Source organism: Gammaproteobacteria bacterium (assembly GCA_019911805.1).
Classification (GTDB): domain Bacteria; phylum Pseudomonadota; class Gammaproteobacteria; order Thiohalobacterales; family Thiohalobacteraceae; genus JAHJQQ01.
This window is the reverse complement of record JAIOJV010000052.1, coordinates 195,348-208,887: the sequence shown is the minus strand read 5'-3', so window position 1 is coordinate 208,887 and position 13,540 is coordinate 195,348. Positions and strand designations below refer to the sequence as shown.

Below are 13,540 nucleotides of genomic sequence, written 5' to 3'. Positions count from 1 at the left end.
AGGACTTTCCGTTGTGCCGCTGCCCCATCGGGACAGCGGCCCTCTCGTGGACTGCCGGTGATCAAGAAGATCCTCATCGCCAACCGTGGCGAAATCGCAGTGCGTATCGGCCGGGCCTGTCGTGAGATGGGCATCCGCTCCGTGGCCATTTTCACCGCGGCCGACCGCCATGCCCTGCACGTAAAAAAAGCCGACGAGGCCTATAATATCGGTCCCGATTCCGTGGCCGGCTATCTGAATGCTCACCGCATCGTGAATCTGGCCGTGGCGACCGGCTGCGATGCCCTGCATCCGGGTTACGGCTTCCTGTCCGAGAATCCGCTGCTGGCGGAGATCTGCGCCCGCCGTAACATTCGCTTCATCGGTCCCAATGCCGAGGTTATCCGGCGCATGGGCGACAAGACCGAGGCACGCCGCTGCATGCAGGCCGCCGGCGTACCGGTCATCCCGGGCAGCGACGGCAACCTCGCGGGGCTGGACGAGGCGCGGGCCCTCGCCCGGGAGATCGGTTATCCCATCATGCTCAAGGCCACCTCAGGTGGCGGTGGTCGTGGCATCCGCCGCTGTGCCGATGAAGAGGCCCTGCAGCGCAGCTATGAGCGGGTACTGTCCGAGGCGACCAAGGCCTTCGGCAGCGCCGACGTGTTTCTGGAGAGATGTGTCACCCAGCCGCGGCACATCGAAATACAGGTGCTGGCCGATCGTCATGGCAATGTCGTGCAGCTGTTCGAGCGTGATTGCTCCATCCAGCGCCGTCATCAGAAACTCATTGAGATCGCGCCGTCACCACAACTGAACGATGCCCAGCGGGATCTGCTCGGTGACTACGCGATCCGTGCCGCGCGCGCCGTCGGCTACGAAAACGCCGGGACCGTGGAATTTCTCATGGATGCGGACGGGAACTTCTATTTCATGGAAATGAATACCCGCCTGCAGGTGGAACACACCGTGACTGAAACGATCACCGGTGTGGACATCGTACAGGAACAGATCCGTATCGCTGCCGGCCTGCCGTTGCGCTACCGCCAGGACGAGATTGCCCGGCGTGGCTTCGCCATCGAGTTCCGCATCAATGCGGAAGATCCCAAGAACGATTTCCTGCCGAGCTTCGGCCGGATCACCCATTACTTTTCCCCCGGTGGTCCGGGCGTACGTACCGATGCGGCCATTTACACCGGCTACCCGATTCCGCCCTACTACGATTCCATGTGCGCCAAATTGACGGTATGGGCACTGGATTGGGAACAGTTGCTCAACCGGGCGGCGCGCGCGCTCGAAGACATGGCCATTTATGGCGTGAAAACGACGATCCCCTACTATCTGGAGATCCTCAAGACGGAGGAATTCCGGTCCGGGCGGTTCAACACAGGCTTCGTCGAGACGCACCCGGAACTGGTGGAATACCCTGCCAGCCGCCCCACCCGTGAACTGGCCGCGGTGATCGCCGCGGCGGTGGCGGCGCATCTGGGGAACTGAATGTTCAGTGGCTAGTATAATTTCAGGAAGCCAAGCGATGTCGAAGGTCAATATCACTGAACTGGTTCTGCGCGACGCGCATCAGTCGCTTATCGCCACCCGCATGCGTACCGCGGACATGCTGCCGATCTGCGAGCGGCTGGACCGGGTCGGCTACTGGTCGCTGGAGGTCTGGGGTGGCGCCACCTTCGATGCCTGCCTGCGCTTTCTGAAGGAGGATCCCTGGGAACGCCTGCGCACCCTGCGCAAGGCACTGCCGAACAGCCGCCTGCAGATGTTGCTCCGGGGGCAGAATCTGCTCGGTTACCGCAACTACTCGGACGACGTCGTGCGGGCCTTCGTCGCCCGGGCTGCGGACAATGGCATCGACGTATTTCGGATCTTCGACGCCCTCAACGACAGCCGTAATCTCCAGGTCGCCATCGATGCCGTCAAACAGGCCGGCAAGCATGCCCAGGGTACGATCTGTTACACCACCAGTCCCGTGCACGGTATCGAGCAGTTCGCGGCCATGGCGCGGGAACTCGTGGCGCTGGGCTGCGACAGCATCGCCATCAAGGATATGGCAGGATTGCTTACGCCCATGATCGCCGGCGAGCTGGTCCGGCGGTTGCGTGCCGAGGCGGATCTGCCCATCCATCTGCACATGCATGCCACGGCCGGTGTGGCCGAGATGTGCCAGCTCAAGGCCATCGAAAATGGCTGTATGCATATCGATACCGCCATCTCCGCGTTCGCCGGCGGTGCCAGCCATCCACCGACCGAAAGCATGGTCGCCGCCCTGGCAGGCACCGAATATGACACCAGGCTGGACCTGCATCTCCTGCAGGAGATCGGCTTTTATTTCCGCGAGGTGCGCAGGAAGTATCACCAGTTCGAAAGCGAATTCACCGGTCTGGATACGCGGGTGCAGATCTATCAGGTCCCCGGCGGCATGATCTCCAACCTCTATACCCAGCTGCGTGAACAGGGCGCGCTTGGCCGTATGCAGGAGGTGCTGCTGGAGATTCCCCGGGTGCGGGAGGACCTCGGCTATCCACCGCTGGTTACGCCGACCTCGCAGATCGTCGGCACGCAAGCGGTGTTGAACGTGCTCACCGGCCAGCGTTACAAGACCATCACCAATGAGGTGAAGCTGTACCTGCAGGGCCGCTATGGTCGCGCACCGGGCGAGGTGAATTCCATTGTGCGCCAGCAGGCCATCGGTAACGCGGACGTGATCGATGTGCGTCCTGCCGACTTCCTGGACCCGGAAATGGAGCATCTGCGCGGCGAGATCGGCAAACTCGCCATGAGCGAGGAAGACGTTCTGACATTTGCGATGTTCCCGGAGATCGGTCGAGATTTCCTGGCCAAACGTGCCGCCAACGCGCTGGTACCCGAGCCGCTGGAGCCGCCCGAGTCGACCCAGCCCGCGGCCCTGGGCCGACTGACGGAATTCAATGTCACGCTGCATGGCGAGACCTATCACATCCGTGTCACCGGGTCGGGGCATCCGCAGCAGGACCAGCGACCCTTCTATCTCACCGTCGACGGCATGCCCGAGGAGATCCTGGTCGAATCGCTGGAGGAGATTCCGGCCGTTGCACCCGGGGACAACGCCGGTCCACGGCCACACAAGGGCAGCAAGCGGCCGCGTGCCAGTCAGCCGGGCCACGTGACGACCTCCATGCCGGGGACCATCGTCGATGTACTGGTCGGGGTCGGGGCAGCCGTGCAGGCCGGGGATCCGCTGCTGGTCGCCGAGGCGATGAAGATGGAGACAGAGATCCAGGCGCCCATCACCGGGACCATCATCGCCATCCACGTCGCCAAGGGTGACAGCGTCAATCCGGACGAGACGCTGATGGAGATCGGTTAACCCCGGCCTCTACCCGATCCGGCCCACTGCACCCGCGATACTGTACGGATACTGTACGGAGATATTCCCATGACGACTGCCCTGCCCCTCATTCTTGCCTCCACATCGCCCTACCGACAGAGCTTGCTGGAGCGGCTGGGCTTGGAATTCTCCGTCTGTTCACCGGCGGTCGATGAGACGCCGTTGCCGGGTGAGGCACCCACTGCCCTTGTCCATCGTCTCTCGGAGGCCAAGGCACGTGCCGGCGCTACGCGGGCAGGCCAGGGGCTGGTCATTGGATCGGATCAGGTCGCAGTGGTAGGTGATGAGGTTCTGGGCAAGCCGGGCGATGCCGAACATGCCTGCGCGCAGCTTACGCGCCTGTCTGGTCAGCGCGTGGACTTTCTGACCGGGTTGTGTCTGTTCAACAGCGCGGATGATCGCATCCAGCTGGACGTAGTGCCTTTCAGTGTGATCTTCCGGCACCTGTCTCCGGCGCAGATCGAAGACTATGTCGGTCGCGAACGACCCTTCAACTGCGCGGGCAGCTTCAAATCCGAAGGACTCGGCATCGCGCTGTTCGAGCGCATGGAAGGTGATGATCCCAGCGCGCTCATCGGTCTGCCGTTGATCCGGCTAGTGGATATGCTGGAGACAGAAGGCGTCACCGTGCTGGGCTGAGCACTGCAATACCATGCAGAAGAACCACTGGATTCTCAGCCTCCGTAGACGGTCGCGATGACCTCATCCGAATTGCCACTGCGGTTACCATAGAAGTCTTCCGCCTGCAGGGTAATGTACCAGGAGGCCGAGGTCAGTGTCTCGATGGTATAGCTGCACCGTTGAATTGCCCCGCATGCGTTGGAATCTGCCGTCGTTGTACAACTCACCTGTGGGGTGTCGACCTGCAGGCTGGTCGAATACAAACCGGGCGCCAGTCCCATATTGATACGGTAACCTCGCAGGCCCGCTGTACAGCTGCCATCGACGTTTGTCGGATTTGTCGACCAGGCAAGGGTCACACGCCCTGTCCCGCCCAGATCCGGTGCATCGCTCTGCCCGCTCACGACAGCCGGAGAAGCCGCCGGTGCAGAGGCATCGGTACTACCGCCCCCTCCTCCTCCGCAACCTCCCAGCATCAAACCAGCCCCAACTACAACCCACACAGCACCTTTTGCGATTTTCACGTTGAACTGTCGCTCCCTTCAGAAATGGCGATGAGCCGACCGGTCCTGACGGCCTGGCCTGGCTCTCCTTCCGATCCGCGGATAAGGATACGGATTGAGCCAGCCCAAAATGCGCGACGAGTCACAGATTTCAGCATGCATCCAAAGCCAACGAAGCACATTATCTGAGCTTTTTAGAGGCATTTTCCTTACCAGCGACACACATCTCCGAAGCCTCGTAAATGGCCATCCAGAGGTTTTCGGCCTAAAGGGAATTTTCTTTTGGGCCACCGAAAGAGCGCGGTATCTCCATGAGGCTCAGATCCATCACCAAGCCTGCAGGCGTGTTGTGACCGGTTTACGGGTTTGCCCCATTCATTCTCAATACTATTGCCAATTGTCAGGCCTCCACTGTCGGCACGTAGTTCTTTTCTTAATGTGTGAATGCAGTCGCACCCCTTCTGCGACGGGGACCCCGAACGGTTTCACTCATGTCGCCGATGCTATGTACAGCCGGACACGAAGTGCAGGGAGCCTTTTCAGTGATGGATACACACGAGTTCGATTTGCAGGTAATGATCGGGGACTCCTAATGCGGAATCATGTGCGGAATCACGTAGCAACGCTCGCCACCTTCTCGAAGCTCGCCCTGGGGGGCGCCATCCTCTCGATGCTCGCGGCCTGCGGTGGGGGGGGCGATAGCACCGACGCCACGGCCAGCACGAGTGATGAATTCGTATATGTGGGCAGTGTCGGCGATGGGCCCATCGTCAATGCCGAAATCTTCATCTATGATGCAAACGGTGGGTTGATGGCGACTCAGCGCAGTGACGCCTTCGCCAACTACGAGGTGACGGTCAAACCTGGCAAGAACCCGTTTCCAATCATGCTCGAGGCTATCCGTGGTACCGACCTGGTGACCGGATTGCGGCCTGACTTCACACTCAAGGCCGTTTCCCTGTCGCGGAGCAATACACAAGTGAACCTCAACCCGTATTCGACATTGATCGTTGAGGCAGCACGGGCCATGCCGGAAGGTCTGACGGCAGCCAATGTCGACGCGGCAACCGAGATAGTTCTACGGGAGATGAACTTCGGCCTCGATACTGCGGGTGTCCCCAACCCGGTAACGACCAGCATCGACGAGAAAAATATTGCCAACATCGTGCGTGGCTCAGAGGCACTCGGTGAAATGATCCGCCGTACGCGTACAGGTCTTACCAACGCCGGCTTTATCCGTTCACATAATGACATCGTTAGTGCGATCGCACGTGATCTCGTGGACGGACGTCTGGATGGTCGTGGCGCCGCCGGTACAGATGCACGGATCAGCGCAGTGGCGGGCACCGTTGCTGCCCAGGTTCTGGTTGAGCAGTTCACCAACAGCCTGCATGTGAACGGCACGCCGGCTACCACCGCCATGGATAGCGCAATCAATACCACCCTTCCGACTACACCTGCCAATGCATTGACCGGTAGTGTGGCCATCCCGCAGGCCATGATCAGCCAGACGGAGCGCCTTTTGAATGCCCTGCAATCCGTGGATGCCCGGCCTGAGATTGCGGCGCTCGCACAGACGGTCACCAGAATCCCGGCTGGCAGCACAACTCGGGCCGCCGGCGCCACCCTGGGTACCAGCCAGAGTCGCTTGCTGGATGTCACGATAACCAATGTGGCACAGGCGAGCACGGAGACGATTGAGGCGCTGACGGGAACCCTGGCTGGAGATGTTGCTGCACCTACGCCCGCCGAGCCCACCGATCCCGCCACACCAGCGAATCGGGCGCCATCCATCCGTGGTAGCGCCATGACCAGCGTCACTGCCGGTACTGCATATGCATTCACGCCGGTGGCAGCCGATGTGGACGGCGATCAACTGACCTTCAGGATCGCAAACCGTCCCGTGTGGGCCGCCTTCGATGCCCGGACGGGTCGTTTGTCCGGCACCCCAGGCACGTCCCACATCGGAAGCCATGGCAATATCGTGATATCCGTCTCCGACGGTACCGCCTCCGCCTCACTAAATGCCTTCAGCATCCGAGTGGTTGCGGGCAACGCTACGCCGAGTATCAGTGGCCAGCCACAGACTGCGGTGATCGCGACGAATGCCTACAGCTTTACGCCGTCGGCCAGCGATTCCAACGGTGACACGCTGACGTTCAGCATCCGCAACCAACCATCCTGGGCCACCTTCAGTGCCACGACCGGCCGCCTCTACGGCACCCCGAGCAACAGCGATGTCGGCAACCATGGCAATATCGTCATCACTGTGAGCGATGGTACGGCCACGGCGTCCCTGCCCGCCTTCGGTATCACGGTGTCCCAGTATGTCGCCCCCAACAGAGCGCCCGTGATCAGTGGCTCCCCGCCGACCACGGTGGCCCAGGGCTCGGCCTACTCCTTCCGGCCAACGGCTAGTGATCCAGACGGCAATCCGCTGACATTCAGCGTTTCCAATAAGCCGGCATGGTTGAACTTCAACAACGGCACCGGCCAACTGTCCGGCACGCCCACCAACAGTGATGTCAGGACCTACAGCAACATCATCATTCGCGTGAGTGACGGCACGGCCACTGCCGCTTTGCCGGCCTTCAGTCTCACCGTTACAAACGTCAATGATGCACCTACCATCACGGGTTCACCCATCACGAGTGTTGGCGCCGGAGCGGCCTACAGTTTCGCGCCGACTGCCATGGATATCGATGGTGATACGCTGACTTTCAATGTCTCCAATCTGCCTTCGTGGGCAACTTTCAACAACACGACGGGCCGCATCAGCGGGACTCCCAGTGAATCGAATGTCGGCACCTACGAGAATATCATTGTCAGGGTGAGTGATGGACGAGCGAGTGCTCAGCTCGCACCGTTCAGTATCACCGTCAACAGCACTCAGCCTGCAAACCGTGATGTAACACTGCGCTGGGTTGCACCGACGACCCGCAGCGATGGCAGTGCCATTCCGCTGAGTCAGATCGCTGGTTTCCGTATCCACTACGGTACGGCGCCGGGCAACTACACCAGCACCCTCAATATCAACGATGGCAGCACGACCAGCTATACCGTCCGCAATATGACGCCCGCGACCTACCACTTCGTGGTCACTACGATCGATGCGAACGGCCAGGAGAGCGCCCACTCGAGCGCGGTATCCACCCAGGTTCGATAAGGGAGGCAGTGTTGATCCCGGCGCTTGAACGCGCCGGGATTATTGTTTTCTTGAGAATATTGCCGAAGGCTGCCGCCGGTGCCCAGAGATAGCGGACTGGGAGCGGATTTGAAGGGTTCGCTATTTCACTTGCTGTGTGATAGTTGTCGCCACATCCATCGTGGATCTCATACTCCTGCAAGAAGTGTTAGGCAGCGTTCGCCGTGTTGTTCGTCATACTAGCCACCCGTTTGGTATGTTGTCCAGCCGCTATGTCGCGACATTGAATCGTTCGCGCCAGATGAGGAAATTCATCGCAGTCCATAGCAGTTCCGCATGGTTTTTAGCGCCACTTCGGTGTTCTAGCCAAAGCCTACGCAGTTGTTTCTCGTTAAAAACGCCGTCGTCCACATCGGAATTAAATACTTTTTTAGCGAGCCCTCCGAGGCCTTCATCATCCTTCAGCCAGGACCCGAGCGGTACTCCAAATCCGGATTTTCGCCGGTACACAACCTCATCCGGGAGATATTTACGGGCAACGCGCTTTACCAGTTCCTTGCCACGCAGCCGTCGTGTTCGGCATGACGACGGCATCGAATTAGCAAATTCCGCAATTCGATAGTCTAGAAAAGGAACACGTGCCTCGATGCTTGCGCCCATGCTCATCTTGTCCTGACGATTCAAGATAGAGACGAGGTAGGTATGTTGATCTTGAAACGACAGACGTACTCCTATATCAGAAATATCGCGATATTGATTCAGCACCTCTTCCCGGTATCGCTGTATCTGCGGGATTCCCGGAGCAAGTAACGAGTCGACGTTCTCCCGTTCATTGGTTGCAGAATTGGTACATATGGCGCTGTCCATATCCTGGTCCAGAAAGTATTCCAATTTTTGAATACGATGGTCCCCGCTTGCGCGTCCGATTACCCCTGCCAGAGGTTTGAAAAGTGTTCTCACATACCGTAGGCGGTTTAATATTTGTGGAATTTGATATCTGGGATAGCCAAGAAAAAGCTCGTCGGCGCCTTCGCCTGTCAACACTACTGTGACGAATTGTTTGGCGAGCCGGCTTATGGCATAAATTTGTACTGAATTAGCGAAATGTAACGGTTCGTCGTTTAGCCAGATCAAGTCTCCGAGATGCTCGGCAAACTCCTTATTTTCAACGACGAGTTCATGGTGCTGCGTACCATACTGCCGGGCAACCAGGCGTGCGTAGTGGGTTTCATCATAAGCCACCTCACTGAAGCCGACAGAAAACGTGTTGACACCCTCGCCTAGATGACGTGCGGCGAGTGCTGTCACCAGGCTAGAATCGACACCTCCTGAGCAGAATGTACCGAGTGGAACCTCGCTCATCAGGCGGATCCGTACTGCATCTGTCAATAGCTCCTCGAGTTTGGTTACGCTGTGGTCGAGCGAGCACGGCACTGGGAACTCGGGGTGCCTATGCGGCCAGAATCGGTGGCTTTCCGTCCGGTCCTGACTGATACGCATCCAGTGTCCGGGTAATAACGATCGGATACCTGAGAATAATGTATTTTCGCCGCTTATACCGCGATACAGGAAATACTCCCATATGCGATCTTGATCGAGTTTGGCGACTACCTGACCGCTGGCGAGGATTGCTTTTATTTCAGATGCGAACACGAACCCATCCGGTCCGTCGTAATAATACAGCGGTTTGATGCCCAGGCGGTCACGTGCCATGAACATACTGTTTGTCAGGCCATCCCAGATGGCGAAGGCAAACATCCCGTTCAGTCGTTGTACGCACTGCTCGCCATATTCAGCATAGGCATTGACGATCACTTCTGTATCGGATTCCGTGTGGAACTGATGCCCGCACCGCTCAAGATCGTGTCGAAGCTCCCGGTAATTGTAAATTTCACCATTAAAGACGATCCAGTGGTGCGGGTTGCTTCCATGCATTGGCTGATGGCCGGTACTCACACCGATGATGCTGAGGCGTCGATGGGCCAGGCCAACGGGGCCATCGGTATATATGCCCTCATCATCCGGTCCGCGGTGCACCATGGTGTCACGCATGCGGGCGAGCATGCCGATCTCGATCCGCGTGTCTGCCATCTTGAGCAGTAGTCCTGCTATTCCGCACATAGGTGATGTCACTGTCCAAGCAGAGTGATAGTTACGGTGTCTTGATGGACACCGATCTCGACTACGTGGTGACGCTTTTTAACTCGAGCCTGTGGAAACGGCACTGCCGCCTGGCTGTCTCTGGGTCACGATATGTTGATACAGGCTCTGAAGATCCTCGCCGATGGCTGACCAATCGTAGCGCGATACGGCAAGTTGACGGGCAGCAAGGCCCAATTTCCGGCGCATTTCAGAATCCGAGAACAGCGTACTTATCTGCGCAGAAAAACGGGCGGGTTCATCCTCGATCAGAATATCTTTTCCGGGCGTTACAGCTATACCTTCGCACCCTACGGTGGTGGATACTATCGCCTTTCCCTGTGCCAGCGCATCCAAAACCTTCAAGCGCGTTCCGCCGCCCACCCGAAGCGGGACTACGTAGACGGCACACTTACGAACATAAGGGCGTATGTCATCAACAAATCCCGTCACGACGATGCTCGAGTCACGCGCCGCATGATCCCGAAGCTCTCGTGGTGGATCCTGTCCGATCGCATAGAACTTTGCACCAGGGTGATCGCGCAAGACCGCTGGCCATATTTCGTGTATGAAGTACAGTACAGCATCTTTATTGGCGTACATGTTCATCCCACCCGTGTAGATAGCCGCGATCTCATGGTCATCCACGCCAGGCAAAAAATAGGACACATCCACACCATTTGGGATGACTGCTGTGGCAACGCCCGGCGCGATCTGACACAGATCGGCCTGATCATTCAGGGAGACCATGATATTCGTATCGAATGATGGGCTCTGCTCTGCTTCATAGCTACGCAGCCGCCTGGCCTGAAGATCGGTGTAGAATTTCCGCACCAGATTGTCTTCTGTCTCCGCACGCCGCTCCATCAATCGGGACTCTATATTGTGGTGAGTCAACACGCTAGAGATGTTCGGAGCGAGCCGTCGGTACGGTGCCAAACCAATGGTATCGACATGCAGCAGATCGATAGTCTCACGCTCGAGCGTTGCACGGACGGCATTGCGATATGCCGCCGAACGATGAGCCATAACGCTGAATGGTAATGGGTACAGTACACCGGCACCGAAAGCGGCAAGCTTGTGGGCGAGGGATTGCTTCGGCCAGAGAGGAAAATATTGGATCGTAGCGCAGTATTTCCCGAGTTCCTGTCGGCTCTCATGGATGAGCTCCGGAGTGCTTTGTGTGTCGGGATGAATGAAGGCCAGCAAGTGCACACGGTTATATCGCCCAATTTCGCGCAGAATGTTGTAGCCGCGCTGAAGCACCCCACCATGTGGTGGATAAGGAACAATCTGGGATAGAAAAAGTATATTCATGCGGGTTTGTACCCAAGTGCGAAGCGGTTACGCTTCCGACGTGCGAGCACATTGTCATAGAGTTCCATATAATTGTTCGCCATGACTTGGGCGGTGAACTCGGATTGGTAACGTTTCGCCGCCGCGGCACCTAGCAAGGCGCGCAAACCAGAATTAGCCAGCAACCTAGTTATTGCCGACGCCATCGAAGCGACATCGCCCGTATCCACCAGCAATCCCGACATTTCATTTTGGATCACCAATGGCGCTTCTCCTACGCGAGTGGCGACAATGGCGCGCCCTGCCGCCATGGCTTCCAGGAGCACCATGGACATAGCCTCCCAGAGAGAAGGCTGAAAGAATATATCGATATGATTCATCATGACTCGGGGTGCATCCTGTATCCACCCGAGGAAAATCACATCTTCGTCGACGCCAAGCGCGTGCCGCCGTTCCTCCAAGGCCGGCCTCAGGTGGCCTTCACCGGCAACCAGGAAGACATGATCTTTAAGACCCTGCCGCTTTAGCAGGGCCGCAGTCTCCAGCAGATGAAACATGCCCTTCTGTTCTATAAGCGTGTTTATACAGCCGATGATCGTCTTGCCTTGTTCCCGATATTGTCGTATGAAAAGCGGCTCAGTCCCAGAGGCTTGCCGGTCGACACCGTTTCTTATGACTGCGAGCCGCCCTTTCGGGATACGATAAAAATCACTGATCTTATCCTTCTGAATACTTGAGACGGCGACTGGCTGATCCACAAATCGCCAACACAGCGATTCAATTGTCCGCGCCGTTTTGTCACGACTTGGATACCCACCATAATGAAAGGTATGGACCGTACGTGTATCAGATGTCATCAGGCGGCAGATCGTGGTATCGGATAATGCATGAACATCATGTGAGTGCAGAAGCCTAATCTGGCGCTTTCGAACTGCTCCACACAATGCGAGGGAAGTGAAGTAATCAGCCTTGAATCGGCGACTGTGCGGGATCGTGAACACCTCCGTCCCCTCTGCTGCGATTTTTTCACCAACCATACCATTTTCCTTCAGGCAACAGACGACGACATCGAATCTGGCGGCGTCTATGTGCCGGCAGAGGGTAGCGGTAACCTCTTCCGCGCCTCCGATATGCAGTGTCGAGTGCACGATCAGAATCTTGGGGCGATGAAAATTTGTCATTGGACTATGGTCAATTTCTTGGAATCACCGGTGCCCCACACAAGCCGCTCGGCACGCTGTTCCGCATCCTCATCAGCCAAGGATTGATGATTTTCTGGTTGGCCAATATGTGCATGCTTATTAATAAAATAGGCAGCTGTCCAGATGCCGGTCAACACATAGAGGTGTGGATAATATGCGACTGACAGGAATGCACCTCCGATGGCAAATGCGATAAGACTGGCGTTGAGTATGAGGAATAGGTTTGCTAAGTCGGATGATCGCATCCGAGCATCACGCATTAGTTTATTGTTAATGAGGTAATTTCCGATCAGCATCGCAAACAGAAACGTGATGCCAGGTATTCCGAGCTCACCCAGGAGCAAGAAGTACATGGAATGCGCAGTGAGCCAGGGAAGATTTCCAACACCGAATTCAGGTGGCCTGAACTCAGTCCCTAACTTGACGGCAAAATGACCACTCCCAACCCCGAGCAGAGGGTGTTTTTCAGCCATACGAACAGCTGTCTTCCAAGCCGTAATTCGACCCATGGCGGACCCTTCTTCCTCGTAATGGGCGATGGTGTCGATACGTTCAAAATAAATATCGGGGGCATAGCTGACGATGCCTGACACCAAAAGCGCAATCAATGCCAAGCCGATTATCTTTTGGCGTCCTTTCCACCACAGGAATAAGAACACGCAGGCCAGTGCAATGGTTGCCCCTCGTGATTGAGTTCCGACGACGCCCAGAATCAATCCTGCCAGCGCCAGCCCCCAGAATAGGCGCATCCACAATGCCTTCGCGCGCATAATGAGATACAGGCACATCGGTATGGCGATTGTTACAGACAAGCTGTAATCGTTGCCATCGCCGAGAAACGTGTTTCCTTGTATGTATGAGCGCATCTCAGGGTGGGTAATCAGTTGCGGATTCAACACCAGAAGCAGCGCGTGAGACAGTACGAGCGTGGCGAACAATGCACGCATACGCTGTTCCGTCGTTACGAGTCTGACGATGATGTAATACCAGAAGACGAAACCGAGCACAGTTGTCAGCATATTGAACGAATAATGCGTAACATCTGCCGTGAAGACGGAGATCAAAAGAAGTACAAGGAAAAATAGCAACCAGCGGGAATTCCGGTTGTTGAAAACATCCTGATCGCTGACATCACTCTTGTGAAAAATAGTAAAGAGCAGCACGGTTAGCGGCACTACACTGTTGAGTTTGACCGCCTCGATAATAGGCAGATAAGAGCCTGGCCGGACGTAATCCAGAAATATTGAAAATAGGAATCCGGAGTAGAGCAACATGA

At 57.0% G+C, this 13,540-nt stretch carries 9 protein-coding genes; 4 read left to right on the top strand and 5 right to left on the bottom strand.

Going from position 1 to position 13,540, the window contains the following annotated elements; genetic code table 11:
* Positions 1-57 precede the first annotated feature (57 nt).
* The 3 genes from K8I04_06245 (at position 58) to K8I04_06235 (ending at position 3,997) form a co-directional block, all read left to right on the top strand.
* A complete protein-coding gene (locus tag K8I04_06245) occupies positions 58-1,476 on the top strand; it encodes an acetyl-CoA carboxylase biotin carboxylase subunit (protein MBZ0071310.1) in 1,419 nt (472 codons plus the stop codon).
* 37 nt (positions 1,477-1,513) lie between these two features.
* Positions 1,514-3,337: a sodium-extruding oxaloacetate decarboxylase subunit alpha gene (gene oadA / locus K8I04_06240; protein MBZ0071309.1), complete on the top strand. Its 1,824-nt coding sequence runs from the start codon at positions 1,514-1,516 to the stop codon at positions 3,335-3,337.
* 81 nt (positions 3,338-3,418) lie between these two features.
* Positions 3,419-3,997 (top strand): Maf family nucleotide pyrophosphatase, encoded by a 579-nt coding sequence (locus K8I04_06235; GenBank protein MBZ0071308.1) that lies wholly within the window; start codon positions 3,419-3,421, stop codon positions 3,995-3,997.
* Between the two features lie 35 nt (positions 3,998-4,032).
* On the opposite strand, the gene K8I04_06230 is transcribed toward K8I04_06235, so the two are convergent.
* A complete protein-coding gene (locus K8I04_06230; GenBank protein MBZ0071307.1) occupies positions 4,033-4,260 on the bottom strand; it encodes a hypothetical protein in 228 nt (75 codons plus the stop codon).
* Between the two features lie 814 nt (positions 4,261-5,074).
* Here K8I04_06230 and K8I04_06225 point away from each other — a divergent pair.
* On the top strand, positions 5,075-7,648 hold the full coding sequence (locus K8I04_06225) for a putative Ig domain-containing protein (GenBank protein MBZ0071306.1): 2,574 nt from the start codon (positions 5,075-5,077) through the stop codon (positions 7,646-7,648).
* 249 nt (positions 7,649-7,897) lie between these two features.
* Here the strand turns inward: K8I04_06225 and asnB are convergent, their stop codons facing one another.
* The 4 genes from asnB to K8I04_06205 form a co-directional block, all read right to left on the bottom strand.
* Entirely contained in the window at positions 7,898-9,718 is a 1,821-nt protein-coding gene (asnB, locus tag K8I04_06220; GenBank protein MBZ0071305.1) for an asparagine synthase (glutamine-hydrolyzing), read from the bottom strand.
* A gap of 108 nt (positions 9,719-9,826) precedes the next feature.
* A complete protein-coding gene (locus K8I04_06215; GenBank protein ID MBZ0071304.1) occupies positions 9,827-11,083 on the bottom strand; it encodes a glycosyltransferase family 4 protein in 1,257 nt (418 codons plus the stop codon).
* Positions 11,080-12,243, bottom strand: a complete 1,164-nt coding sequence (locus K8I04_06210; protein MBZ0071303.1) for a glycosyltransferase family 4 protein — start codon at positions 12,241-12,243, stop codon at positions 11,080-11,082. Before K8I04_06210 ends, K8I04_06215 begins: the two co-directional genes overlap by 4 nt.
* Positions 12,240-13,538, bottom strand: a complete 1,299-nt coding sequence (locus K8I04_06205; protein MBZ0071302.1) for an O-antigen ligase family protein — start codon at positions 13,536-13,538, stop codon at positions 12,240-12,242. Before K8I04_06205 ends, K8I04_06210 begins: the two co-directional genes overlap by 4 nt.
* Between the last annotated feature and the right edge of the window lie 2 nt (positions 13,539-13,540).

Bases quoted from the DNA above. Each gene is read 5' to 3' on its own strand.
- oadA (MBZ0071309.1), top strand. From the start codon at position 1,514: ATGTCGAAGGTCAATATCACTGAACTGGTTCTGCGCGACGCGCATCAG.
- K8I04_06230 (MBZ0071307.1), bottom strand. From the start codon at position 4,260: ATGGGACTGGCGCCCGGTTTGTATTCGACCAGCCTGCAGGTCGACACC.
- K8I04_06225 (MBZ0071306.1), top strand. From the start codon at position 5,075: ATGCGGAATCATGTGCGGAATCACGTAGCAACGCTCGCCACCTTCTCG.
- asnB (MBZ0071305.1), bottom strand. From the start codon at position 9,718: ATGGCAGACACGCGGATCGAGATCGGCATGCTCGCCCGCATGCGTGAC.
- K8I04_06215 (MBZ0071304.1), bottom strand. From the start codon at position 11,083: ATGAATATACTTTTTCTATCCCAGATTGTTCCTTATCCACCACATGGT.
- K8I04_06210 (MBZ0071303.1), bottom strand. From the start codon at position 12,243: ATGACAAATTTTCATCGCCCCAAGATTCTGATCGTGCACTCGACACTG.
- K8I04_06205 (MBZ0071302.1), bottom strand. From the start codon at position 13,538: ATGTTGCTCTACTCCGGATTCCTATTTTCAATATTTCTGGATTACGTC.